Here is a 26,000-nt window from a genome sequence, read left to right as displayed (position 1 = left end):
CATGAGCAGCAAACCCCGTGTCGTCGTCGGACTGTCGGGCGGTGTCGATTCCGCCGTCAGCGCCTGGCTGCTCAAGCAGCAGGGCCATGAGGTCATCGGCATCTTCATGAAAAACTGGGAGGATGACGACAACAGCGACGACAGCAGCGCCGGCGACAGCGCCCATTGCAGCAGCCGCCAAGACTGGATCGACGCCGCCAGCGTGGCCGACCGCATCGGCATCGAGCTCGAGCACGTCAACTTTGCCGCCGAATACCGCGAGCGCGTGTTTGCCGAGTTTTTGCGCGAGTACCAAGCCGGGCGCACGCCCAACCCCGACGTGCTGTGCAACGCCGAGATCAAGTTCAAGGCCTTTCTGGAGCACGCGCTGCGCCTCGGGGCCGAGCAGATCGCCACCGGCCACTACGCCCGCGTGCGCCTCGACGCCGCCAGCGGCCGCTACCAGCTGCTCAAGGGGCTCGATGGGCTCAAAGACCAGAGCTATTTTTTGCACCGGCTCACGCAGGCGCAGCTGGCACGCACCTGCTTTCCGGTGGGTGCGCTGCGCAAGACCGAGGTGCGCCGCATCGCCGCCGAGATCGGCCTGCCCAACGCGCGCAAAAAAGACAGCACCGGCATCTGCTTCATCGGTGAGCGCCCGTTTCGCGAATTTTTGGGCCGCTACCTGCAGCACCAGCCCGGCCCCATCCGCGCCCCCGACGGGCGCACCATCGGCCAACACGTGGGCCTGAGCTTTTACACCCTGGGCCAGCGCCAGGGGCTGGGCATCGGCGGTCTCAAGCCCAGCCGGTCCGCCCACGGCGGCGGCGAGCACGCGCCCTGGTTCGTGGCGCGCAAAGACTTGGCCCACAACACCCTGTGGGCGGTGCAGGGGCACGAGCACCCGTGGCTGCTGTCAGACGCACTGCAAGCCCAAGACGCCAGCTGGGTGAGCGGCAGCGCCCCGCCACCGGGGCCCTACGGCGCCAAAACGCGCTACCGCCAGGCCGACGCCCGGTGCCGCTTCGAGTCCGGCGCAGAGCCCGCCGCAGAGCCCGGCGCAGAGCCCGGCGCCCATTTCACCCTGCAGTTCGATCAACCCCAATGGGCCGTCACACCCGGGCAAAGCGCCGTGCTGTACGACGGCGAGGTTTGCCTCGGAGGTGGTACTATTAGCACTTTTGGAGGCAAGGATGCAAACGGACTTAAACGAACAGCGCCGTGAGCGCTTGGGGCGGTATCTGCAGGCCCATTTCGGGGCCATGGCACCCGAGGTGCTGCAGGAAGTGTGCGCGCACTTCAGCTGGGTCGAGCTCGAAGCCGGCGCGGTGCTGCTGCAGCAGGGGCAGGTGGCCGACGCCGCCTACCTGAGCCTGAGCGGGCGGCTGCGTGTTTACGTCAACGGTGCCGACGGCACCCAGCGTGCGGTGCGCGAGCTCGGGCGCGGCGAGATCATGGGCGAAATCGGCCTCTACAGCGAGGCCCCGCGCACGGCCACCGTGGTCGCGGTGCGCCACACGGTGCTGGCGCGCCTCGACAAAGCGCGCTTTTACGATCTGGTGCAGCGCCACCCACAGGCCTCGTTTGCGCTCACGCGCCAGATCATCGAGCGCTTGCAGACCCAGAGCACCAGCCGCCCCGAGGCAGCACCCGTGATGCTGTGCCTGCTGCCCATCACCGCCCATGTGCAGGCCGCCACCCTGGCCGCAGACCTGCAGCGCGCCCTAGCCAAACACGGCCGCGTGGCTTGCATCGGCGCCGCCGAGGCCCGCGCCCAAGCGCTGCACAAACACGGCGCGGCCAGCGACGCGGCCTGCGCGCTGGTGCTCGACGAGCTCGAAACCCAGCACGATTTCGTGCTCATGCTGGCCGACAGCGCCGACCAAGGCTGGAGCCGCCTGTGTACGCGCCACGCCGACGAAATCCTGCTGCTGGCCCAGGCCAGCGAACCGGCGCAAATCCACCCGATCGAACAAGCCTGCCTGATCGAATCGCTGCAGCTGGGCGCACCCAACCAAACCCTGCTGCTGCTGCACCCGGCCGAGCTCAAAAGCCCGCTCGGTATGCGGCGCTGGCTCGATCGGCGCCCGGTCAACGGCCACATCAACCTGCGCCCGGCGCTCGAGCGCGATGTGCAGCGGCTGGCGCGCATCCTCAGCCACCAAGCCACCGGGCTGGTGCTGGCCGGCGGCGGCGCGCGCGGGCTGGCGCATCTGGGCATCTGGAAAGAGCTGCAACGCCGCGGCATCGAGATCGACTGCGTGGGCGGCACCAGCATCGGCGCCATCATGGCGGCGCTGATCGCCGCCGACGGCGACGTGGACGCCACCATCAACCTGGCGCGGCGCGCGTTTCGCATCAACCCCACCGGCGACTACAACTGGCTGCCGCTGGTCTCGCTCATCCGCGGGCGCCGGGTGCGGCGTGTGGTCGATGAATCTTTCCAGCAGATCACCGGCGGCCAGGCCGACCTGGTCGATTTGTGGAAGGGTTTTTTCTGCATCGCCAGCAACTACTCGCGTGGCCAAGAGCTGCGGCTGCAGCAAGGCGACCTAAGCCAGGCCCTGCGCGCCAGCTTGGCCATACCCGGTGCGCTGCCGCCCGTGATCCGCGACGGTGAGCTGCTCTGCGACGGCGGCACCTTCAACAACTTCCCGGTCAACGTAATGCGCGAGCAGCGCGGCGTGCGCCGCGTCATCGGCGTCGACCTGAGCCCACGCAGCGCGCGCCGGCTCACCTTCGATGAAATCCCTGGCCCCTGGGCGCTGCTGCTCGACCGCCTGCGCCCACGCGCCAGCCGCCGCTACCGCCTGCCCTCGCTGGTGTCGTACCTGCTCAACGTTTCCATCCTCTACAGCGCCTCGCGCCAAGCCGAATCGCGCCGCCTGTGCGACATCTACCTCAACCCGCCCTTGCTCAAGGTCGGGCTGCTGCAGTGGAACCAGTTCGATGCCATCGTGCGCCAAGGCGAGCAACACGCGCGCGAGGTGCTGGAGCGGGAAGTACCCCTCTAGGCGTTTGAGTTTGTCCTGGCTGCCGCCACAACCCCTTGGCGCTTTTTGGGGGGCTGCTGCGTACACAGCAGCCCCCCAGTGCAGCCCCAAGGCGATCAGTCGATGCGCAGGTGCCCGTCGGTGCGCAGCTTGTTGAGGATATCGGCCTCCGAAGGCGAGCCCGACATGCCAAGCGCTTGCGCCAGTGCCGCCTGGCTGGCAAAGTTGTCGAACACGATGTTTTGCGTGGGCTCGAAGTTCGTGCCGCCATCGTGGTCAACCTGCAACACCAGCTTCGTGCCTTCGGTGCCAAAGCGCAGGTAGCTGCCCAGGTTGCTGGCGTCTTCGCCTTGCAGCAGGTCGCGCAGGTCGAGCGCGTCGCCTTGGGACGGCGTGAAGTCGGTGATCACATCGCGCGCCGGGCTGGTGGTGCTGCCTTGGTCGCCCAAGCGCCACTGGAACACATCGGCCCCGGCGCCGCCGGTGAGGGTGTCGTTGCCACTGCCGCCCAGCAGCAGGTCGTTGCCATCGCCCCCGGTGAGGGTGTCGTTGCCGCCGCCGCCATAAACCACGTCGTTGCCGCCCAAGCCATTCAAGGTGTCGTTGCCGTCGTCACCACCCACCAGTTGGGCCGCGTTGTTGGCCGTCGTGAGGTAGGTGAAGTTGGTCAAATTGACCGTCAGGTTGGCGGTGGCGGTGTCGCCGTCGGGCTGGCTGATGGTGTAGCTGAACACGTCGCGCGCGCCCTCTGGGTTGTCGCGCTGGTTCGGGGTGTAGGTGTAGGCGCCCTGTGCGTTGATGCTCAGCGTGCCGAACTGGCCCACGATAGGGGTGAAACCAGTTGCAGCAACCGGTGTGGTGCCAACCTGTGAAACCAATGCGCCCTCAAGCCCTTGCGTATCATTGGTTAGCACATTGCCAGTAGCTGCGATTCCCAAAACCCATGTTAGCCCGGGAGTCGCAACGTTTTGCGTCGTGATGGTGCGCAATAAGCGCACTGATTCTAGCGTCGCTTCTAGATCTCGTGTTGCTGTTCGGTCTTGGCCTGCAATGCGCAACCCATAATTTCCTGTGGTTGAGACGAAGAACGATGAGTTATCTGTGTCATTCGTGAAAGCTCGAGATTGCAAGACCTCATTTCCAGCCCCAACCAGCTCCACACGCACTAGATCCCCAGGTTCGAAACGGGATAGGTTGACATTGAAACGTATTTCCGCTGGGTTTGCCGGAGTAGCTGCCGCAACGTTAATTTGAATTGGTGTGCTGGTAATGAGACCACCGTCAAACTCTGGATCAATAAATCGAGAACCACTTACAGATTGTTCGATCGGTGTCGCAACCGCAACAGAAACTGGTCGTGTTGATTCGGCGCCGAGCGTCCAGCGTCCCTCTGTGGCCGTTGCGCTGTCATTGACCGCCACAGGATTAGAACCATCTCTCATGGTGACGGTCAGGGTTGAGCTTGAGACGTCTCCGTCCCGGTCACGCACGGTGTAGTTGAAGGAAATGTTGGTATCGTCGCTTACGTTGGCGTTGAGCGCCGGGGTGAAGCGGAAAGTGCCATCAGAACGCCCCACAAAGGTTCCCAGGGCGTTGGTTATCGTGGACTCGCCGGTGGTGGTGTTGATAGCCGCACCGTCCCAAATCACGGCTCCCGCGCCATCGGCACCAAATTGGGGGTTCACGCTGCCGATGATGGGTGCGGCCGCAATCGATTCAACTCTTGCGAACAAGTCAAACGATGTCGATGCATCTTCGTTGGTCCGCACTTCAGTTACCAGCGTACCATTGGCAGCTCGGAAGCCGTCAACCGTTAGCCTAAAAGTCTGCCCGGCCACGGTGAAGTCACGCACCAGCACCCCGCCAGCGATCGAAATGATGTCTCGCGAGGCCAAGGCATCACCAGTGTTGGGGGTTTCGTTGTGATTGAGTGTGATGGTCTGCGAAACGGTTTGCCCGTTCACCAAGAAATTGACCACGAGATTGACCTGCGTGAGACTGGAGCCGGTGTCAATCGTTTGGTTGTTGTGCGTAAAGGTACCCAAGCGGAATGTTCCGCTCACAGGAACACCGGCTGCGCCAACGAATTGGGTGTTATCAACGAAAGCATAGCTCGACCGCCCACCAGTTCCCCATGCAACGACATCATTCAAGGCATCTGTGTCGTTATTGGTGAATCCAAAGTTTGCTGTTGATCCGCCAACTGGGTTAACAAAACCCGCCTGCAAACCAGATACCAGCGCCGGGACGGGCTCTGATACAAATACGGTAAGCGGTGTCGCGCGGGGGGAATCGTCTTCAATGGTCACGCCCAAAGCGCCTGATCCGATTGGATTGACCCCATCTGAAATGCGCAGCCTCACATTAAATGTCACCGCATCTTCTGCGCTGGTGTTGGGGTGCTGGATTGGGCGCAGCAGCTCGACTTGGTAGCCTACGCTGGTGCCGGCGCCGCTGGCCACGGATGGGTTGCCGCCGTTGAGGGTGATGCGCAGCACGGCGTCCGCACCGGCGCTGGCGGTAAGCACGGCGCCATTGGTGCTGAGGCTCCAGGTGACGTTGGTTGCGCCCAAGGTGGCCGGCAAGCCGTCGGTTTGCAAACCCACGGTCAGCGGTGCGCTGCCGTTGCGAACAATGTTCAGGCTGCCGTTGGCGCTGGCGCTGTTGGTGCTGTCTTGTGTGCCGCTCGTGTCTGGAATGCCGTTGGGCAGGCCTTCTTCGGATACGCTGGCAGTCGCTCCACCGATGGTGGGCGCTGTGTCGTTGTCAACGATGGTGGCCATCGCGCTGTCACTCACGACCGTGCTCGAGCTGGTGAGCGTGGCACCTAGGGTGAAGGTCTCGTTGGCTTCGACGAGCGCGTCGCCCACGGTGCTGGTGCGCACCAGCACGCTGCTGCTGCCCGCTGGCAGGCCGATGGCTACGGTGTAGGTTGTCCAAGTAGTGCCGCCGTTCAGGCTGAACTCGAACACCTCGCGGTTGTAGTCGGCCGGGCTGATGGCCGGGTTGACGGCCGTGCCGTCGGCCAGCGTGAGCACCAGCGTCGAGCCGGCGGCGGCGTTGTTGACCAACACCTCGAATACGGCTGGCTGGCCTTCGGGCACGGTGATGTCGCCCGTTGCGGTGCCGGGTGCGCCCACTTGCACTGTGGGTACGTTGCCGGGGTTGACATTGACTGTGAAGTTGGCCGAGACCCAGTCCCCATCGCGGTCGGTGGCGGTGACCTGGAAGCCGAGCGCCAAATCCGGCGGGGTAATGCGGTCGATGACGTTGAAATCCTGAATGCGCACGCTGTCGTTTCTGCCCAGAACAAAGCGCACATCCACACGCGAGAACTCGGCGTCGGATTGGATCAACGCCAACTGGTTTGCCGTGCTCAAGCCCGACAGGGCCAAGGTGCCTGCATCAACCACGGTCGTGCCATCGGCCGCGTAAGCGCGCCATTCGACGGTCACTTGGTCGACGTTGCCCACTCTCACGACAGTGAACGACAAGCCGTCGGCGGGGCTGGACATGCTGGCCCGGAAGCCCTCGTTGTGGTCGAGGTTGCCGTTCTGGATGCCAAAGCCGCGGTTGTTCGGGTTCAGGTCGTCGTCGCCGCTGGCTGTGCCGGGGTTCTGCGGTGTGCCCACTCCGCCTGCGTTGCTAAACAGCAGGCCGTCGAAGGTTACGACTTTGGTCCCTGCGTTGACGGCGATGGTTTCCACCGGCCCACCAGCGCCAAACTGATCGCCGATGGCAATGGTCTGCGTCGGCTGCGGCGTGACGAGGGTGAAGGTGTAGCCGCCGCTGTCGTTCAACACCAAGGTGTAGAACACCGTGGGCGGCGAGCCGCTGCCATCGATGGTGGCGGTGAGGGTCTTGCCGTCGTCCGAGAGGGTCTCGGTGATGCCGGGCTGGTCGGGCCAGTCCGACAAGCGCAGGGCCTGCGCGGTTGCCGGGCCGTCGGCACCGAAGAGCAAGCCGTTGATGTGGCCGGTTTGACTCGTCACCTGGTTGGCCAGCGTCAGGTTGTCCACGCTGGCGATGACGGGCATGTCGTCTTCTATCGTCACGTTCAAGGTTGCGGACGAAGCCGGGTTGACCCCGTCGGTGATGCTCAGGCCTACGGTCAACGAGAGCACGTCTTCTACGCTGTTGGTGGGGTGCTGGATGGGTTGCAGCAGTGTGACCTGGTAGCCCACGGACGTGGCATTCGCCGCCACGGCGGTGTTGCCGTTGTTGAGCGTGATCTGGATGACCGGGACCGGCGTCGTCGTGCCTGAGCTGCCGATAAGCACCGCTGCGTTGGCGCCATGGCTCCAAGTGAGCGCTGTGCCGCCGAGCATGGCGGGCAGGCCAGTGAGCGTCAAGGCCACGGTCAAGGCAGCCGTGCCGTTGCCGCTGAGGGCGATGGTGCCGCTGGCGCTGGCGCTGCTGGTGCTGTCTGCTGGGGTGCCGGTGTTGTCTGCAATGCCGTTGGCCAAGCCTTCTTCGGATACGCTGGCAGCCGCGCCTGCGATGGTGGGCCTTGTGTCGTTGTCGACGATGGTGGCGGTGGCGTTGTTTGCAGCCGAGTTGACCGTGGCACCGGTGGCTGCGGTGATGGTGGCAACCACCGTTTCGTCGTCTTCGTCGAGGATGTCGGGTGTCGGGTCGGCGGTGAAGGTGACGCTGGTCTGGCCGGCCGGGATGGTGACGGTCACGGTGCGGGAGCTGGTCAAGTTCGAGGCCACATAGTCGGTGCCCTCGGTGGCTGTGCCGGCGAGGCCGATGGTGACCACGGTGTCGGTCGTCGATACCCGGTCTTGGCTCACGGTGAAGATGACGTTAGTAGTGCCGTCCTCATCCACTGTGGGCGGACTGGCGCTGATCGAGACCACGGGCGGCGTGCCGTCTTCGAACTTGAATGCGCCACTGATGTCGAGCGTTTCGCTGTCGCGGGCCGTGTCGCCGTCGCCGTCGGTGATGCTGGCGTTGGCGGTCAGCAACACGCTGCCGGGGTTCAAGCCCACCAAGCTGCCACTGGTGGCGTGGTCGATCTCGCTGTGCTGGGTCAGGGTGACTTGGCCTGCGGCCGTGACGCTGATTTCGAACACGGTGTTGGCTGGCTCGACCCCGTTGGCCAAGGTGGCGGTGGAGCCCAGCAATGCGCCACCCGAGCCGAGGAACAGCGTAATGGCCTGGCCGCCGGCAGTGAGGCCGGTAACTGCTTGGCCGATGCCGAGGGCGTAGGTGGTGGCTTGGCTGCCGCCGACGTCGGCGCCCATTTGGCTGGTGACCGTGAACCGGCTGGCGAAGTCGCCGCTGGTGCTGTCACTGTTGGCGCCAAGGGTGTCGGCGTCTTGCGTGGTGAGGACGGGTAACGGCGGAGCGTCGGCAGTCCGGGTGACGTCGATGCTCGGGCCGTCGTCGAGGATGCTGACCAAACGGCCCACATCGACCGTGGCGGTGGCGGTGTCACCGTCGCCGTCGGTGGCGGTCAGGCGCAGGCTGATGACGTTCGGATTGAGGCTGACGCTGTCGTTGGGGTTGGTGGCGTCAGCGTGCACCACGGCGCGCTGCTGATCGAAAGTGACCTCGCCAGTGGTGGCATTGACGCTCATGATGAAGACGGTTGGGCCACCGATTCCAGCCACGCCGAACACTTTTCCTGCGTCGGTGCCGGTGCCGAGCCGGATCACCACGAACGCTTCGCTGAGGGTATCGGTCAGGCCGGTGAGGGCGCCGTTCGTGGCAACCAAGTCGTAGGTCTTGCCGCCGCTCACTGCCGCACCATCGGCACCAAAGCTGACGGTGAAGCGCTGCGCCGCGCCGCTGCCGCTGGCGTTGGCGTCCATGAGGGTTTCATCGACCAGCAAGGGGTTGTTGGCCGACAGGCGGATGTTGTCGAGGTAGGCGCCCAAGGTGTCGCCGTTGAGGTTGTCGGACAAGCCGGCAAAGCTCAGCGTATGCAGGCCGGGGGTGACGACGTTAAAGACCAAGGCGATGCTGGTCCAGCCGGTGCTGCTCACCGTGGACTGGGTGGCGGTTACGCCAGAGGGCGTACTGACGGTGACAACGCCGCTGGCATCGGCGCTGATGGTGACTTGCACGCCGTTGAGGCTGACTGACATGGCGCTGTCGGCGCGGTCGGCCGGGCGCGGCTGGTAGTCGAAGGACATGCCAAAGGTGGTGCCGGGCACGTCGATCCGGGTCGAGAGCACGCTCAGGGTGCTGGGGCTGGCGCTGCCGCCAGCTAGGTTGTGCGCTTCGAGCTCGGCCTTGTTGTTGCCGTCAGAGGGCAGCGCGCCACCGACGTCGCCGCGCTGGATTTCAATGCCGGCTGCGTTGAGCGTCCAGACGATGCCGTCGTTGCCGGTGAGGGTGCGACCGCCTTCGCCAACGACGAACCAGCCGCCTTGGTTGGGTTCGTCGGTGACGAAGCCCTCGAAGGATTCGCGCAGGGCTTGGGTCGGGGAGGTGGTGATGCTCGGCACATCGTCTTTGACCGAGAGGTTAAAGGTGGCCGCGGCCGTGTCACCGTCGCGGTCGGTGGCCACGACCTGGATGGAGCCGAGGTTGAGCACCTGCTCGCCGTTGGCGAGGGCGTGGCGCAGGTTGTCCGACAGGGTGGCGGTAACGGTGACGTTGTCGCTGGTGCCGTGCGCGATGCTCGCCGGGGCGGTCAGGGTGAGGGTGAGGGCAACTTGCGTGGTGTTGACAAAGGTGGCGGTGATGGTTTGGCCATCTGTGCTGCGCGTCCAAACGAGTTCGTCGCCGGTGACAGCGTTGGTGTTGCGCACCAGTTGCGCCAAGCTGTTGGAGAAGGCAAAGCCCAGCAGGTCGTCCGAGCCGGCGGTGAAGCTCACGCTCGCTTGGACTTGTTCGAGGGTGCTGGTCGGGTTGCTGCCGCTGGCGTTGGCATTGCCCAGCGCTTCTTCGTCCAGCGCCAGCGTGATCGAGCCGCCTGCTCTCGGGTCGGTGCCGTCTTTTACCGTAATGCGGTGGCTGTCGGACTGCGTATCGCCATCGGCGTCGGTGACGCGGATGGTGAAGTTGAAGTCAACGCCGCTGGAATTGTTCAGGTTAGGGTTCGGGTCGAAGCTCCAAGTGCCGCCGCTGATGACGGTCAGGGTGCCGATGTTTTGGTTGCCCACCGTCACGGCGATGGGGCTGTCGAGGGCGTGGTCTTGGCTACCTACGCGCACCACGATCGACGAACCCGCTTGGTCGGCACCTACGGCGTTGCTCCAAGTGCCGGTGATTGGGCTGGCAGCATCCTCACGCACCCATGTCGGTCCTTCGATATCCGGGTCACGCGGAATGTCGTCGATGACGGTGATGCTCAAGGCGTTGCTCAGCGTGAGCGCGTCGCCGTCGAAGTCGGTGGCCACGATGGCCGAGGACAGGTCCAAGGTGCGCGAGTTCTCGCCGTTGCCCGAGGCATGGTCGATCGGGGCGCGCAAGGTGAAGGTGTATTGGCCATTGGCTTGCAGCACCAGCGTAAAGACGGAAGTGTTGCCTGCGCTGGCGGTGAGGGTGGTGCCGCTGACGGCGTAGGTGACGGCCACACCACCGGAAGTCAGAGTTGGCAGCCCGCCGGTGAGGGGATTGAGGGTGAATCTGAGGCCCTCGTCGGCACCTGCCTCGACTTGGCCGGAGACGCTGCCACTTTCCACCAAGCCAAGGTTTGGCCACTCTCGGTTGCCGCGCGGCAGCGCTTCTTCTTCTACCACGCCCCCTGCGGGCTTCCAGCCGTCGAGCTTGGGCACGTCGTCGGTCACGTTGAGGGTGAAGCCTCGGCTGAGCGTGAGAGCGTCGCCGTCGGCGTCGGTGGCGCGGATGACGGAGGAGAGGTCGAGCGCCAAGCTGTTCGCGCCCTGGCCGGTTGCGTGGTCGAGCTGGTCGAACAGGCGGAAGGTGTAGTTGCCGTTGGGCTGGAGTTCGAGCGTGAAGACGGTGCGCGCCGCCTGCCCGATGCCTGCCGTTGCGGTGAGCGTGTTGCCGCTGACGGCGTAGCTTAGGTCCACGCCCTTGGAGCTGAGGTCTTGGTTTGCAAGGGCCGTGAAATCGGTGCCCAAGCCAAAGCCGTTGGCACCCCGGCCGTCGGCACCGAAGCTGACCAAGGTGGCCAGCGAGCCGCTGACTTGGGCGGGACCTCGGCTCTGGCCCGGGTCGCCCGTAAAGGAGCCGTCGGCGTTGCCGTCGTTGGGCGAGGTGCCGCTGGACAAGCGCGTGTTGATGTCGTTCTCGGCCACGGTGGCGCTCACTGCGGCACCGGCCACGGCCACCGGCACATCGTCGGTGATCTGGATGCGCACCGGCACACCGCCGGGCACGGCGTCGCCGTCGCCATCGACGGCCTGGAAGGCAAAGCCGTTTTGCAGCAGGCTCACCACGTTCTCGCCCTCGCCGCCGATGAGCAGGTTGTCGAGCAAGGTGACGGTGTAGTTGCCGTTGGCGTTGACCAACAGGCTGACGGCGGCGTCGGTTGCGGCGTCCTCACCTGTGCGCACTTGGCCGTCGGCATCAAAGTAAATGGCGGTCTCGCCATTAAGCGGCACATCGACGGAGTGGGTAACTTCGCCAAGGGTCCAGCTCACGCCGGTGACGCGGCCAAAGCCGTCGGCGCCCCAGTTGACGTTGTCCACGATGCTGCCGTTGACGCTGAGCGGCTCGCGCGGTGCCTCCTCGTCGTTGCCTTGGCTCTCGGTCGCGCCCGAGACGCGCAATGCAAGCAGGTCGTCTTCGTCTAGCCGCACGGTGTCAGTGCCGTTGTTGGCATCGAGCACTGGCACGTCGTCCTCGAAGCGCACGGCGGCGCCGATGTCGATGCGCTGGCTGTCGCTGGCCACATCGCCATCGCGGTCGGTGATGGTGTCGGTGCGGGTCAGGAACAGCACGTTGGCGGGCAGGCTGAGCAGGGCGGCGCTGTTGTTGAAGGCGTTGTTGTCGGTGTCTTCGCCTACGTGGTCGAGTTCGGCGAACTGGGTCAGGGTGACTTGGCCGCTGCTGGCATCAACCGCAAGGATGAAGATGTCGGTCGTGGTGCCATTGCTGCCGATGCGGCCAAACACCACACCGCCCTCCATCGACAAGGTGATGGGCTGGCCGTTGCTGCTCAGGCCGGTGGCGCCGCTGCTGCCGATCGACAGCACGTAGTTGGGCACCACTGTCCCGGCGCCGTCAGCACCGTAGGAGTAGGTGCGGCCAAAGGCACTGGCAAAGCTGGCACTGGCGATGTCGGAAACCGCTGCGCTGGTGTTGCCAGTGACCGTGTCGATCGTCTCGGCGTCCTGCGTGGTGAGCACCGGCAGGTTGGACCGCCAAGCGACGTTGATGTTGACGTCGTTGAAATCGCGGTCGCCACCGCCCAGTAAGTCTTCCCAGTTGAGGTTGCCCGGGCTGGCGTTGTCTTGCACGTAGGCCAAGCCGCCGGGGTTGAGCGCCGCTGCATCGAAGAAGGCGTTGGCCCCGGCTCCGACCAAGGGGGCCGTGCCGCCAACCGGCACCGCCTGCCAGTTGCCGCTGCCGTCTTGCTCGAAGGTGACGGGGGTATTGGGTCCAAGTTCGGGGTTTAGGCGATCGCCGTTGGGAATGATGAAGAAGCCAACCTGATCCGGGGTGTGGCCGGTGATGGTGATTTGGGTTACGGTGAAGTCTTTGACGTTGTCCCAGATCACGACGCCGGTGGTGGGCTTGCCGTTGGCATCTTTGATGTAGTAGCCAAAGCTGTTGTCGAAGCCAGCGTCGGAGCCCTTGAGGGTGACGGTGAGGGTGAATGCACCGCTGAGGTCGATGACGTCGATCACAGGAATGTCGTCGAGCACGTTGACGTTGACCGTGACGCCGCCGGGCACGGCGTCGCCGTCGCCATCAACGGCGCTGACGGTGAAGCCGCCTTGCAGCAGTGCCTGCAGGTCTTCGCCTTGCACGCCGTGCGTTTGCGCCCGGTTGAGGGTGATGGTGTACTCGCCGGTTTCCTGCACCACGAGGGTGTAGTCGGCGTTGCTGATGGTGAAGGTGCCGGCATCGGCGTTGAAGGTGGCGGCGGTGCCGCCCACCATGACGCCGGTGACGCGGCCAAAGCCGTCGGCACCCCAGTTGACGTTGTCCACAATGGTGCCGCTGGCGCTGGCAGAGCCGCTGCCGACCGTCTCGCCCAGGCGGGCGGCGTCGGGGTTGGCTCCGACCAAGCCGTCTTCGTCCAGGGTGACGCTGTCGGTGACGCCCTCTTTGAGGATCGGCCCGTCGTCGGCGATGCTCACCAGAGCACCCACATCGACCGTAGCGGTGGCGGTGTCGCCGTCGCCGTCGGTGGCGGTCAGGCGCAGGTTGATGACGCCCGCCGCAAGGCTGACGCTGTCGTTGGGGTCGTTGGGGTTGCCATGCACCACGGCGCGCTGCTGGTCGAAGCTGACCACGCCGGTGGTGGCATTGACGCTCATGACGAAGACGGTCTGCTCGATGTTGTTTTCAGTCACGACGCCGCGCACGCTGCCGTCGGCATCCACGCTGATCAGCACGGCTTGGTCCGTGGCGGTGTCGATCAGGCCGGTAGGGGTGCCGTTGCTGGCAACCAAGTCGTAGGTCTTGCCGCCGTTGCTCGCTGCCGCACCATCGGCGCCGAAGCTGACGGTGAAGTGCACCGTGCCGGGGCCAGAGCTGCCGTCTTGATCGAACTCGCTTTCATCCACAGCCACGGCTTGGCCTTCGGTGGGCTGATCGGCCACTGTGATCACCGGGATGTCGTCGAGCACATCGACGTTGACGCGCACGCCGCCCACGATCGGGTCGCCGTCGCCATCAACGGCGCTGATGGTGAAGCCGCCTTGCAGCAACGCTTGCAGGTCTTCGCCTTGGATGCCGTGCGTTTGTGCGCGCAGCAGCTCGAATTCGTAGGTTCCGTCAGCGCCCAGCGTGAGGCGGATGGCGGCGCTTTCTGGCGTGCCCAGCGAACCGTTGGCGTTGATGAACAAGGTGGCGCTGGAATTGGGCTGAACCGCCGCGCTGCCGCCGTTCCAGCTCACGCCGGTGACGCGACCAAAGCCGTCGGCGCCCCAGTTGACGTTGTCCACGATGCTGCCGCTGGCGCTGGCTGAGCCGCTGCCAGCCGTCTCGCCCGTGCGAGCGTCGTCGGGGTTGCCGTTAGGGAGGCCGTCTTCGTCAATCTCGATCAAGTCGGCACGCGGCACCAGCCCGCCTTCGCCTTCATCCTGCACGGCCACCGGCACGTCGTCTTGCACATTGAGTTGCAGGTTGATGGTGAGGTAGCCGCCGCTGCCTGCGGTGCCGACGAGGGCGATGGGGCTCAGGGCCAGCAGCTCTTCGAGGGTGCCGGGGGTGGGGTGGTTGAGCGGGCCGACCACGGTGAGGGTGTAGTCGCCGTTGGGCTGCACGGTGAGCAGCACGGAAGGCGGGGTGGTGGCGCCGGGGGGGATGACTTGGCCGTTGGCGTCGAAGGCCAAGGTGCTGCCGCCGGGCGCGATGGCGATGAAGCCCAAACCCGGCACGCTGAAGCTGGTGAGCACGCCGCCCACGCCGGTGAGGAAGTTGCCGCTTCGCGATGCGCTCAGGCCGTCGTCGGTTTCGTCGTTGCCGTCCAGGCCCAGGGCGGATTCTTCTTCGAGTTCGAAGCTCAGGTCGATCGTGACCGGGGCCGGCTCGCCCTCGATCTCGTCGGTGGTGTCGGCGGCGCCGAGGTTGAACTGGAACGCCAGCGGCTCAACCGGCTCGGCCACGCGCAGCAGGCGCACAAAGTCGCTGCCTTCGCCCGCACCGGCGGCCACGGCACCGGCGGCGGCGGGGTCGATTTGTTCGAGCAGGTCTAGGCCTTGCTCCAAAATCTGGACAATCTCGGCCACGGTGGTGGCTTGCACGGCGGCGTCGGCGGCTTGCGGGGTGGCGTCGGTGAGGGCCACGGTTTCATCGACGCGCAGGGCCTGGTTGGGGCCCATGGCCAGGGTCTGGCCGTCGGCGAGCAGCAGCTCGACCCGGGCCCCGTTCTGGGTGCGGATGACGTCGCCGCGCTGCACGACTTCGCCCACTTGCAGGGCGCGGGAGGTGCCATCGGCTTTGACGATGACGGCGTTGCCGGTGACGGCGGTGACGGTGGCTTGGGCCATGGTAGCGCTCCTGTTGGGTATGACGATGGGCGCAGCTTAAGGCTCGAGGCAGGCTTTGCCTATTGGACTTTGGTACAGTTTTGCGGGTTTGGTGCGCAAGGCTAAACACATGCCCGTGCATCGAAGACACGGGGCGGCGGCATAATGCTTTTGAGTTGGTTCGGGCTTGGGTGGTGGGGTCCCACAGCAGCAAGCTCCTACGGCTGCACCGACACCTTTGACCTTACCGAGCTTGAAGCATGAACCTTCGCACCACACCGCAATCGCGCTCGCTGGGCCGCAAACTGGTTTTCACCATCGTTTTGCTTTTTAGCGCCTTGGCCGCCACCTCGACGGCCAGTTGGTTGATCCTGAGCCACCTCGAAAACCAGTCCGAGCGTTTGGCGCAGCGCTTCATGCCCCAAGTCGAGCGCATCTCAGACGCGCAAGTGCTGATGTTTCGCATTTCGCTCGAGGCGCGCCAAGCCATGCTGGTGACCAGCGCCGACGAGGTTCGGGCCAGCCTAGACCGCTTGGGCACCTTCAGGCAACAAAAGCTCGAGCTGCTGCAAGCCTTCGAGACCAACCTAGACGACGACCGCGGGCGCGAAATCTTTGCCCAAATCCGCATGGCCGACGCTGAGTTTTGGCGATTGGCCCAGCAGGTGGCGGGCCAAATTCAGGCCGGCAACGCAGCGGCGGCTTTTACCCTGTTGAACACCGATCTGGTGCCGGCGCGCGACCGGGTGTTGCAGCACATGGCCGAGCAGCGCGCGTGGCAGCAGCAGCTGGTCGATGAGCAACTGGCCGGCACCGACCGCATCGCCTTCAACACCAAGCTGGCGCTGGCCCTAGTCACGGCGCTGGTGTTTGCGGTGGCGGCCTACAACGCCCACACCTTCATGCTCAGCATGCGGGCCTCGTTTGCCCGGGCGCAAAAAGTCACCTTCCGCATCGCCAACGCACGCAACCACCAGGCCGAGCCCCCGGTGCAAGGCGACGAATTCGCTTCGCTCTTTGCCTCGATCGCCGACATGGAGCAGCGCCTCAGCCAAGTGGTGGCGCGCGTGCGCCAGACCTCAACCGGTGTGTCGAGCGCGGCGGCGCAGCTCGACCACACCAGCACCGATCTGCTCGCGGCCACCGATCAGCAGATCAGCGCCATCGAATCGAGCGCCGTTCACGCCCGCAGCATGGCCGCCGCCATCGAGACCAGCGCCAGCAGCGCCGACAACGTGAGCCAGCTGGCCAGCAAGGCGGCCGACATCGCCTCGGAGGGCGGGCAGGCGGTGGGCTCGGTGGTGCAAGAGATGCAGCGCATCGGCGAGGCCTCGAAGCGCATTGCCGAAATCGTGAGCGTGATCGACGGCATTGCGTTCCAGACCAACATTCTGGCGCTCAACGCCGCCGTGGAGGCGGCCCGTGCGGGCGAACAAGGGCGCGGCTTTGCCGTGGTGGCCGGTGAGGTGCGCAGCCTGGCGCAGCGCAGCACGCAGGCGGCGCGCGAAGTCAAGGCGCTGATCGAAACCTCGACCCAGCGCGTGCAGACCGGATCGGCCGCGGCCGAAAACGCCGGCCAGACCATGCAGCGCGTGGTGGATTCGGTGGCCGAGCTCTCGCGCCTGATGGGCTCGATCGCCCAAGCCACGGCGCAGCAGCGCGCCAGCGCACAGCAGCTAGACCAAGCCGTGCAAGCCCTGAACCAGACCGCCAGCATCAGCGCCGCCGTGGTGCAGCGCTCGCAGGCCACGGCCGCCGCTTTGCGCGACCAATCGCAGCGCCTCGACGAAACCATGGGCGCCTTCAACGTCCAAGGCTCGGCTGCGCGGCAGGCGGCCTAGTTTGGGGTTTTGGGGCCTGATTTGGGCACCGCAGCGCCTGCTGCGCTGGCGCTACACTCGCAAACCATGACGCAAACCCTGCACACCTCCACCCTCCAATCCCTGCCGCTGCTGGCGCGCGGCAAGGTGCGCGACAACTACGCCGTGGGCGACGACCGCATCCTGATGCTGGCCTCGGACCGCATCAGCGCCTTTGATGTGGTGATGGAGCAGCCCATCCCCGGCAAGGGCGAACTGCTCACGCGCCTGAGCCTGTTTTGGTTCGAGCACCTGAGCCGCCTGGGGCTGTGCCCCAACCACCTCACCGGCGACGACCCCGAAAGCGTGGTCAGCGCGGCCGAGCGGCCCTTGGTGCGCGGTCGCTCGATGCTGGTGCAGCGCCTGCGCCCGATCCCCGTGGAGGCGGTGGTGCGCGGCTATCTGGCCGGCAGCGGCTGGAAAGAATACCAAAGCAGCGGCCGCGTCTGCGGCGTGGCCCTGCCGCCGGGCTTGGTCAACGCCGCGCAGTTGCCCGAGCCCATTTACACCCCCGCAGCCAAGGCGGCGCAGGGCGAGCACGACGAGAACATCACCTTCGAGCAGACGGTGCAGATGATCGGCCCCGAGCTGGCCGAGCAGATTCGGCGCGTGTCGATCGGGCTGTACCGGGCGGCGGCGGCGCATGCGCTGGGCAAGGGCATCATCATCGCCGACACCAAGTTTGAGTTCGGGCTCGACGCCCAGGGCCAACTGGTGCTGATGGACGAGGTACTCACCCCCGACAGCTCGCGCTACTGGCCGCTGGAGCAGTACCGCCCCGGCGCCAACCCGCCGAGCTTTGACAAGCAGTATCTGCGCGACTGGCTCGAGACGGCGACGGTGGCCGGCCAGCCGTGGAACAAAAGCGCCCCAGCGCCCACGCTGCCGCCCGAAGTGATCGCGCAGACCGCCGCCAAGTACCGCGAAGCGCTGCAGCGGCTGCTGGGCTAGGGCGGCACAGTTAAAGAAGCACCACCATGCCGGGGCGTCGGCTCACGACTGCTCAGATTTTGAAATTCTAGGAGTACGCTATGCGAGCTTTCTTTTTGGCTTTGGCCCTGGCTGGTTTCGCCTTGGCCGGCCCGGCTGCGGCGCAAACCCCGGTGGTGACGGTGAGCGAACCGTGGGTGCGCGCCACCGTGGCGCAGCAGCAGGCCACCGGGGCCTTCATGCGCCTGAGCGCCAGCCAGAACGCGCGGCTGGTGGCGGCCAGCTCACCCGTGGCCGGCCTGACCGAAATCCACGAAATGACCGTGGTCAACGATGTCATGCGCATGCGCGCCATCGCCGGCCTCGATCTGCCGGCGGCGCAAGCGGTCGAGCTGCGGCCCGGCGGCTACCACGTGATGCTGATGCAGCTGCGCCAGCCTCTGAACGCCGGCGAGCGCGTGGCCATCACGCTGGTGTTCGAAGACGCCAACCGCCAGCGCTTCACCCAGACCATCGAGGCGCCGGTGCTGCCGCTCGGGGCAGCAGCTGCAGGCGCGCATGGGCATGGCGGGCCTGGCCACGGCGCGCATGCGGCACCGGGCGGGCACGGGCATGCTCCGGCCGCTCCGGCCGCCCCTGCCACCCCGCAGCGGCCCTAAGCAAGATCGGCTTGTTTGGACTCGATGCGCTGGTGAACATGGCCACAGCGGCCGGGCTGCAAGTCGAGCTGCGGGTGCACGAAGCGGCTTGATCAGTTGAGCGCCATGCTCAGGCGGCGGCGGTAGCGCGCCACCAGTTCGCTCTGCGGGTCGCTGGCTTGCAGCGCCTTGCCGGAGAGCTCGATGCCGCCGGCGCTCTTGCCCGCTTGCGCCGGGTCGGCTTTGGGCGCGGGCGGCGTCATCAGCTCCAGCAGCCCGATGTAGGTTTTGCGCGCCAGCTCGTTGGCCCAGCGGCGGTCGCGCTGGATGATCTCGAGCAGTTCGTCGAGCGCCGCCGGCCATTCGCCCAAGGCGATCAGCAGCCGGCTCTTGGCCATGCGGGCCTCGAAATTGCGCTTGTCGTGCGCGATCAGCTCATCGAAGCGCTCCAGCGGCCACTGGCCGCGCTCGTCGGTGCTGCAAAACAGCAGCGCGTTGAGCCAGTGCGACAACGCCTCGAAGCGCAGTTGCAGCGGAATTTGCGCCAGCGCTGGGGCCAGCGCCAGCTCGGCTTGCTCAAACTGGCCGTGGGCGATCAGGTGGCGCACGCAATCGAAGCGCAGATCGTGGTTGCCGGGCTCCTGTTGCAGGCGCTGCAGCAGCCGCGCCAGCTGTTCTTCGGCGCTCAGGTCGGTGGGCTCGGGCGCTTCGTCTTGCGGCGCGCTGTCGGGCTCGGGCAGGTGCTTGTCGAGGAAGGCGCGCAGCTGGCTCTCGGGCAGCGCCCCGGTGAAACCATCGACCGGCTGGCCGTCGATCAGCAGCACGCAGGTGGGGATGCTGCGGATGCCAAAGGCCGCCGCCAGTTGCTGCTGTTGGTCGGAGTCGATCTTCACCAGCTTGAAGCGGCCCTGGTAGGCGGCTTCAAGCTTTTCCAGCAACGGGCCGAGGGTGCGGCAAGGCCCGCACCAAGGGGCCCAAAAATCCACCAGCACCGGCACCTGCGCAGAGGCGGCGATGACTTCGGACTCGAAATTGGCAAGGGTGACGTCGATCATGGCTGGTGGCGGTGTACCGCGGGACAAAGGGGTTGGAAAAAGAATGGGGGCACTGCAAAGCCCGGCACCTGACATTGTCGCCCAAAGCGGTGGCGGCACGGCCACGCCTTAAAATCAAGCGCTTGCACCGGATGCGCCCTTCAGCGGGCTGCGCCGGCCCCTTTCAACGCCGCACCGCTGGTGCGCCCAATGGACAATCTCGGTTTAAGCCTACAGCTTCAATCGACTATTTTATGAACGCAACCGTGCAGATCGGCGTGGTCATGGGCTCCAGTTCCGACTGGGAGACGATGCGCCACGCCGTCGAGATTTTGCAGCAGCTGGGCGTGGCGCACGAGGCGCGCGTGCTGTCGGCGCACCGCATGCCCGACGACATGTTTGCCTACGCCGAAAGCGCGGCCGGGCGCGGGCTGCAGGCGATCATCGCCGGCGCCGGTGGCGCGGCGCACCTGCCGGGCATGTTGGCAGCCAAAACCACGCTGCCAGTGCTCGGGGTGCCGGTGGCGGGCAAGGCGCTGGGGGGCGTGGATTCGCTGCACAGCATCGTGCAGATGCCCAAAGGCATTCCGGTGGCCACCTTTGCCATCGGCGCCGCCGGGGCCGCCAACGCGGCGCTGTTTGCCACCGCCATGCTGGCCCTGCACGACCCAGCGCTGCTGCAGCGCCTGCAAGCCTTCCGCGCCGCCCAGACCGAGGCCGCGCGCGCCATGACGCTGCCGCCGCAGCCCAGCCCATGAGCGGCCCTGACAGCTCGAGCCGCGTGGACGGCGTTGACAGCCCCGCCAGCCCGGTCAGCGCACCTGTCGCAGCTGGCGTGGGCAGCGCTGTGCGTGGCTGCTCCCAGCCCCAGCCCCAGCCCCAGCCCCAGCCCCAGCCCCAGCCCGCACCCCAGCCGGTCCAGCCACCCCAACCGCCCCAATCATTGCCACCGCCGCTGCTGCCCGGCAGCCTAGGCCACGCTGGCCAGCCCTGCACCTTGGGCGTGCTGGGCGGGGGCCAGCTCGGGCGCATGTTCGTGCAGGCGGCCCAAAAGCTGGGCTACGCCTGCGCGGTGCTGGAGCCCGAGGACCACAGCCCCGCCGCCCAAGCCTGCCCGCAGCACATCCAAACCGATTACGCCGACCCGCTGGGCCTCGAGCAACTGGCGCAGCGCTGCGACGCCATCACCACCGAGTTCGAGAACGTGCCGGCCGAGGCGCTGCGCTGGTTGGCGCAGCGGCGCTTGGTGGCGCCATCCGCCGCCGCAGTGGCGCTGGCCCAAGACCGCATCGCCGAAAAAGCCCATTTCAGCGCCTGCGCCCAGCAAGCCGGCGTGGGCCCGGCGCCTTACGCGGTCATCGAGACCGAGGCCCAGCTGCAGGCCGCCCCCGCGGCGCTGCTGCCCGGCATCCTCAAAACCGCGCGCCTGGGCTACGATGGCAAAGGCCAGCAGCGCGTGCACACCCACGCCGAGCTGCAGGCCGCATGGCAGCGCCTGGGCGGCGTGCCGTGCGTGCTCGAGCGCCTGCTGCCCCTCAAAGCCGAGCTGTCGGTGCTGGTGGCGCGCGGCCGCGACGGCCAGGTGGTGCACTACCCGCCGCAGCGCAACCTGCACCGCAACGGCATTTTGGCGCTCACCGAGGCCTGCCCCGGCAACCTGCCCACCGTGCTGGCCGCGCGCGCCGTGTCAGCCAGCGCCCTGATCGCCGCGCAGTTGGGTTACGTGGGTGTGCTGTGCGTTGAGTTTTTTGTGATCGACGACGGCAGCGCCGAGGGCGCGCTGGTGCTCAACGAGATGGCCCCGCGCCCGCACAACAGCGGCCACTACACGCTCGACGCCTGCGACGTGTCGCAGTTCGAACTGCAGGTGCGCACCTTGGCCGGCCTGCCGCTGGTGGCGCCGCGCCAGCACAGCCCGGCGCTCATGCTCAACCTGCTGGGCGAGCTGTGGTTCGACGCCCAAGGCCAAGCGCGCAGCCCGGACTGGGCCGCCGTGCTGGCTTTGCCCGGTGCGCACCTGCACCTGTACGGCAAGCTCGAGGCGCGCCCCGGCCGCAAGATGGGGCACCTCACGCTCACCGGCAGCAGCGCGCAGCAGGTGCGCGCAACGGCGTTGGCTGCAGCAGCCCTACTGGGCATCGAGCCGTGGCCCTGACGCTGGACGCGCGCGCCCTAGCCGGCGCAACGGCTGCTGGGCTCAGTGAGCCCGTGCTGCAGCGCGCCTGCGCCCAGTTGCAGGCCGGCCGCCTGCTCGCCCTGCCCACCGAGACCGTCTATGGCCTGGCGGCCGATGCCGATGCGCCCGAGGCGGTGGCGCGCATTTACGCCGCCAAGGGCCGGCCGGCCGACCATCCCTTGATCGTGCACGTGGGCGGCAGCCAGCCCGCGCACTGGCAGCCGGCGCTGGCGCATTACACCGGCGCCTGCCCCGACTTCGCCCTGCGCCTGATGGCCGCTTGCTGGCCCGGGCCGCTGACGCTGATCCTACCGCGCCGCCCTGGTGTGGCCAGCGCCGCCGCCGGTGGCCAAGGCAGCATCGGACTGCGCTGCCCGGCGCACCCGGTGGCGCAAGCGGTGTTGCAAGCCGCCCTGCAAGTGGGCATCCGGGGCTTGGCGGCCCCGAGCGCGAACCGCTTTGGGCGTTTGAGCCCGACCCGCGCCGAGCATGTGGCGGCCGAGTTTGCCGGCCTGCTTAGCGACGACGAGCTGCTGATTTTGGATGCCGGCCCCTGCCAAGTAGGGATCGAATCGACCATCATCGACTGCAGCCGCAGCCAGCCGGTGCTGCTGCGCCCCGGCGTGCTGCCGCTCAGCACCCTCGAGGCCGCCGCCGGCCAGCCGCTGGCCGCGCGCGACGCAGCGGCCCCACGCGCCTCGGGCACCTTGAGCGCGCACTACGCGCCGCGGGCCCGGTTGCGCCTGCTGCCCGCGCCCGAGCTGCAGACCGCGCTCGACCTGCTCGGCCCCGACGCACGCCACCTGGCGATTTACAGCCGCAGCCCGCTGCGCTGTGCCAGCGCCCACGTGCTGCAAGAGCGCATGCCGCAGCAGGCCAGTGCCTGCGCGCACGAGCTGTTTGCGGTGCTGCGCGCGCTCGACCGCCCTGGCACGCGGCTGATCTGGGTCGAAACCCCGCCGGACGACCCAGCCTGGGACGGCGTGCGTGACCGGCTGCAGCGCGCGGCGGCGTCGGGTTAACGCGGAGGCGGGTTGGCGCGAAGTCGGGTTGGCGCAGCGCTGCGGCGGTTTCGCGCCACCGGCTCAGGGGCGCGGCGCCGGCCCCTGCCAGCCCGCCGTCAGGCGCGCGTTTTCTTCGTCGGCTGACAAAAACTGCACCGTGCCCAAGCCCTCGTAAAACGCCTGCAAGGCCGCTTGCTGGGCCCCGCTGGCGGTCTCGAAGGCACCCACAGGCACGGTTTCGCTGGCGGCAAATGCCACCGCCCAACCGCTGTCCGGGGTCTGGCACAGCACCGCCAGCGTTTGCGTCTGCGTCTGCGTCTGTGCGCCAGCGCTTTGGCGCAGCTCCTGCACTTCGCGGCAATGCTTCCCCGGGGCGCGCTCGAAGCTGCCCAGCACCTCGAGCGTGTCGGCGCCGATGCGCACCACCTGCGCGCTGGCCACCGCCTGCAGCGCCGTGAGCACGCGCTCGTCGTGCACCGCTGCGCCGCTCTGGGCCCAGTGCGGGCGCGGGGCCGTGGGGGCCGCTTGCGGCCAGACCCACAGCACCAGAACCACCCAGACCAGCGAGGCCAGCGCCACGCCCTGCAAGAGTCGGCCCGGCGCCCAAGCGGCGGCCCCTGCGCCCCGGCCAGCCCCGGCACTGGCGCCACCCCCTCCAGCCGCACCTCCTACGCCACCATTGGCACCGGCTCGCGCACCCCCTTGGTTGCCGCTGCCGCTTGGCCCGCCCAGCAGCGCGCCCACCCAGTGCTGCCACAGGCGCTGCCAGGGGCCGGGCTGCGCCGGGTCGGCGGCCACGGCGGGCTGCGCGGCCGCATCCGCGGCCGAGTGCGGCTTGGAGCGCTGCCCCGCCACCTGCTCCTGCGGCCAAGGCGCGTTCAGGATCGCCGCCACCAGACGCGGCGGCACCGGCTCTTCGAGCTTGGCGCGGTAGGCCGAGCGGATGGTGGCGCTCTGCTGCACCAGCGCTTGCAGGCGCTCGCGCAAGCCCGCCTCCTGCTGCAGCGCCTGCTCGACGCGCTCGTAGTCGGCCTCGTGCTCGAGCTGACCGTCCAGATAGGCCAGCAGCGCCATGGTGTCGATCGTCATCTTTTGCCGTCCTTTTAACGCCTTTTTGCGCTTTTTAGCGCCCTTTAGCGCCCAAACCCTCGGCCAGACGGGCCCTGGCCCGCGCCAAGCGGCTCATCACCGTGCCCAAGGGCAGCTCCAACACCTCGGCCGCCTCTTTGTACGACAAGCCTTCAACCGCCACCAGCATCAGCACCGCGCGCTGATCCTCGGGCAGCTCGGCCACCAGCCGACGCACGGCGCGGGCCTCGCTGCGCGCCTCCAGCAGCGAGGTGCCATCGTCGCCCATCAGCTCATCAAAACCCTCGTCCCACGAATCGGTCTGCTGGCGCTGGCGCGTGCGGTACTCGTCGAGCCAGGTGGTCTGCAAAATGCGAAACAGCCAACTGGCCAGACTGGTGCCGCTCTGGTACTGGCTCCAGCGCTCGATCGCTTTCAGGCAACCGGCCTGCACCAGATCGTCGGCCTGGTGCCCGTCGCCAGTCAGCCCATAGGCGAAGCGGCGCAGCCGCGGCAGCAGGCTGATGAGTTCGGCACGTGGATCAGAGGACGCCATACAGATCTGTTGCAAGTGACAACGCGGCCAGCCAGGATTTATTCCCAACCGGGTTACAAATTTTTTACCCCCGATGACTGCCCCTGGATTGGCGCATGGGCTAGGCGGAATCGGTGCCTTGCGCTAGAGTCTAGCTTGCAATGGCTCACATACCCCCACCCCACCCGGACGCTGCGCGCCGCCTTGTGTCCGTGCGCCTGTTTCAGAGCGCCCGCACGGGCTTGCTGGCCGTGCTGGGTTTTCTGGGGCCGCTGGCTTGGATCGCACCCGCCGGATCGCCCCCCGAGTTGGGCGGCGGTGCTCTGGTGTGGGCCGATGATGGTGACGGCGATGGCGATTCGGGCGACAGCGGTGGTGACGATGGAGGCGACGACGGCGCTTCGAGCGCAGGCAGCCAAGTAGGGGACAGCGGCAGCGCCGGGGTCGATTCTGCTCCCGCTCGCCTAACGGCTGCTTGGTTAGGCTCGGACGAGCATCTCCCCAACGAACTGCTGGCCCTCAACCCCAGCTCAGCCGCGCTGGCCTACGCCCGGCTGCAAACCGGTGTCGAAGTGATCGAAACCCGCAACCTGCGCGCTCTCAACCTGAGAGTTGTGCGGCTGCGCCTGCACGGTGTGCAAGCCCAAGCCACGCTCCAGCGCTTGGCGGCGTTCGAAGATCAAACCTTCGCGCTGCAACACCTCTACGCGGTGGCACAAGCCCCAGCAGCCGGCGCAGCGGCGGCGCGCAGCAGCGAGCCGATCGCGGCCTTCAAACAGTCGATCGGCTGGCCGGCGGCCAGCGCCAGATGCGGCCTGCGCCAGGTCATCGGCATCGTGGACACGGCCGTGCAGCTCGCCCACCCGTCGCTGCGCGGGGCGCAGATACGCAGCCAGCACAAACTCAGCCCGGGTCAGTCCTCAGTCGAAGACGACCACGGCACCGCCATTGCCGCCTTGCTGGTGGGCCAGCCCGCCGCCGGCTACACCGGACTGCTGCCGCGCGCGCGCCTGCTGGCGGCGGCCCCGTTTTACCGCTTGCCTTCGGGCCACAGCCGCGCCGACGCCTTGGGCTTGGCACAGAGCCTGGACTGGCTGGTGGGCCAAGGGGCGCAGGTGATCGGCATGAGCCTGGCGGGCCCGCGCAATGCCGTGCTCGACGCCGCCCTCGAGCGCGCCCGGGCGCGCGGGGTGGTGGTGGTGGCGGCGGCGGGCAATGGCGGGCGCGCGGCAGCGCCAGCTTTTCCGGCCGCGCATCCGGGCGCGCTGGCCGTCACGGCGCTCACGCCGGCGCAAGCGGTGTACCGGCGCGCCAGCCAAGGCGGGCACATCCGCTTTGCCCTGCCCGGCACCGATTTGCCCACCGTCGGCTCCGCCGGCACCCTGCAGCGGCGCAGCGGCACCTCTTATGCCGTCCCTTTCCTGGTGGCCATGGTGTCGCAGTCGTTGCACGAGCGCAGCCTGAGTGCCCCGCAGTGGTTCAGCGGCCAGGGCATGGCCTTGCAAGACTTGGGCGCCCCCGGCCGCGACCCGGTCTTTGGCTGGGGCCTACCGCAGATTACGCCTTTGTGCCGCTAAGCCATACGCCGCGCTCAGCAGCCGGCGCCCCAGCGCTCAATCATCAGCGCAGCGTGCCCAGTGGCAAAAATGTAATTTTTTGTACCTGGCGGAATAAGGCAGGCGGCCGCGCGTTGTCGCTCATGAAAGGGTCGCAAACCGC

13 protein-coding genes and 2 pseudogenes are annotated in these 26,000 nt (G+C 67.1%); 11 read left to right on the top strand and 4 right to left on the bottom strand.

Going from position 1 to position 26,000, the window contains the following annotated elements; genetic code table 11:
• Position 1: 1 nt before the first annotated feature.
• Together mnmA and ACVMK0_RS11120 are read left to right on the top strand one after the other, a co-directional pair.
• Positions 2-1,204, top strand: a complete 1,203-nt coding sequence (gene mnmA, locus ACVMK0_RS11125; protein ID WP_476463827.1) for a tRNA 2-thiouridine(34) synthase MnmA — start codon at positions 2-4, stop codon at positions 1,202-1,204.
• On the top strand, positions 1,173-2,993 hold the full coding sequence (locus ACVMK0_RS11120) for a patatin-like phospholipase family protein (protein ID WP_476463826.1): 1,821 nt from the start codon (positions 1,173-1,175) through the stop codon (positions 2,991-2,993). The genes mnmA and ACVMK0_RS11120 overlap by 32 nt, the downstream gene beginning before the upstream one ends.
• Positions 2,994-3,088: 95 nt before the next feature.
• On the opposite strand, the gene ACVMK0_RS11115 is transcribed toward ACVMK0_RS11120, so the two are convergent.
• On the bottom strand, positions 3,089-15,058 hold the full coding sequence (locus ACVMK0_RS11115; RefSeq protein ID WP_476463825.1) for a retention module-containing protein: 11,970 nt from the start codon (positions 15,056-15,058) through the stop codon (positions 3,089-3,091).
• A gap of 239 nt (positions 15,059-15,297) precedes the next feature.
• Here ACVMK0_RS11115 and ACVMK0_RS11110 point away from each other — a divergent pair.
• The 5 genes and pseudogenes from ACVMK0_RS11110 to ACVMK0_RS11090 form a co-directional block, all read left to right on the top strand.
• A pseudogene (locus ACVMK0_RS11110) lies at positions 15,298-15,768 on the top strand (MCP four helix bundle domain-containing protein); the annotation flags it as partial.
• 27 nt (positions 15,769-15,795) lie between these two features.
• Entirely contained in the window at positions 15,796-16,878 is a 1,083-nt protein-coding gene (locus ACVMK0_RS11105; RefSeq protein WP_476464696.1) for a methyl-accepting chemotaxis protein, read from the top strand.
• A gap of 66 nt (positions 16,879-16,944) precedes the next feature.
• On the top strand, positions 16,945-17,847 hold the full coding sequence (locus tag ACVMK0_RS11100; protein ID WP_476463824.1) for a phosphoribosylaminoimidazolesuccinocarboxamide synthase: 903 nt from the start codon (positions 16,945-16,947) through the stop codon (positions 17,845-17,847).
• Positions 17,848-17,927: 80 nt separating this feature from the next.
• Positions 17,928-18,485 (top strand): copper chaperone PCu(A)C, encoded by a 558-nt coding sequence (locus ACVMK0_RS11095; protein ID WP_476463823.1) that lies wholly within the window; start codon positions 17,928-17,930, stop codon positions 18,483-18,485.
• A 2-nt stretch (positions 18,486-18,487) separates the two neighbouring features.
• A pseudogene (locus ACVMK0_RS11090) lies at positions 18,488-18,577 on the top strand (helix-turn-helix domain-containing protein); the annotation flags it as partial.
• On the opposite strand, the gene trxA reads toward ACVMK0_RS11090, so the two are convergent.
• Entirely contained in the window at positions 18,578-19,519 is a 942-nt protein-coding gene (gene trxA / locus ACVMK0_RS11085) for a thioredoxin (RefSeq protein ID WP_476463822.1), read from the bottom strand.
• A gap of 233 nt (positions 19,520-19,752) precedes the next feature.
• Here trxA and purE point away from each other — a divergent pair, with 233 nt between their 5' ends.
• The 3 genes from purE to ACVMK0_RS11070 all read left to right on the top strand — a co-directional run bounded on the left by purE (position 19,753) and on the right by ACVMK0_RS11070 (position 22,696).
• On the top strand, positions 19,753-20,256 hold the full coding sequence (gene purE, locus ACVMK0_RS11080) for a 5-(carboxyamino)imidazole ribonucleotide mutase (RefSeq protein WP_250960329.1): 504 nt from the start codon (positions 19,753-19,755) through the stop codon (positions 20,254-20,256).
• Positions 20,257-20,441: 185 nt separating this feature from the next.
• Positions 20,442-21,653 carry a 5-(carboxyamino)imidazole ribonucleotide synthase gene (locus tag ACVMK0_RS11075; RefSeq protein WP_476463821.1) on the top strand — a complete coding sequence of 404 codons (1,212 nt, stop codon included), beginning with the start codon at positions 20,442-20,444 and terminating at the stop codon, positions 21,651-21,653.
• Positions 21,650-22,696, top strand: a complete 1,047-nt coding sequence (locus tag ACVMK0_RS11070) for an L-threonylcarbamoyladenylate synthase (protein ID WP_476464695.1) — start codon at positions 21,650-21,652, stop codon at positions 22,694-22,696. The genes ACVMK0_RS11075 and ACVMK0_RS11070 overlap by 4 nt, the downstream gene beginning before the upstream one ends.
• A gap of 63 nt (positions 22,697-22,759) precedes the next feature.
• Here ACVMK0_RS11070 and ACVMK0_RS11065 read toward each other — a convergent pair whose 3' ends face one another.
• Positions 22,760-23,767 carry an anti-sigma factor family protein gene (locus tag ACVMK0_RS11065; protein ID WP_476463820.1) on the bottom strand — a complete coding sequence of 336 codons (1,008 nt, stop codon included), beginning with the start codon at positions 23,765-23,767 and terminating at the stop codon, positions 22,760-22,762.
• Positions 23,768-23,801: 34 nt separating this feature from the next.
• A complete protein-coding gene (locus ACVMK0_RS11060; protein ID WP_476463819.1) occupies positions 23,802-24,302 on the bottom strand; it encodes an RNA polymerase sigma factor in 501 nt (166 codons plus the stop codon).
• Between the two features lie 185 nt (positions 24,303-24,487).
• On the opposite strand from ACVMK0_RS11060, the gene ACVMK0_RS11055 reads away from it, so the two are divergent.
• Positions 24,488-25,858 carry a S8 family serine peptidase gene (locus tag ACVMK0_RS11055; RefSeq protein WP_476463818.1) on the top strand — a complete coding sequence of 457 codons (1,371 nt, stop codon included), beginning with the start codon at positions 24,488-24,490 and terminating at the stop codon, positions 25,856-25,858.
• Positions 25,859-26,000 lie beyond the last annotated feature (142 nt).

Source organism: Serpentinimonas sp. SSL01 (genome assembly GCF_056323735.1).
Note: the sequence above shows the minus strand (reverse complement) of the source record. Positions and strands in the feature narration are given on the sequence as shown.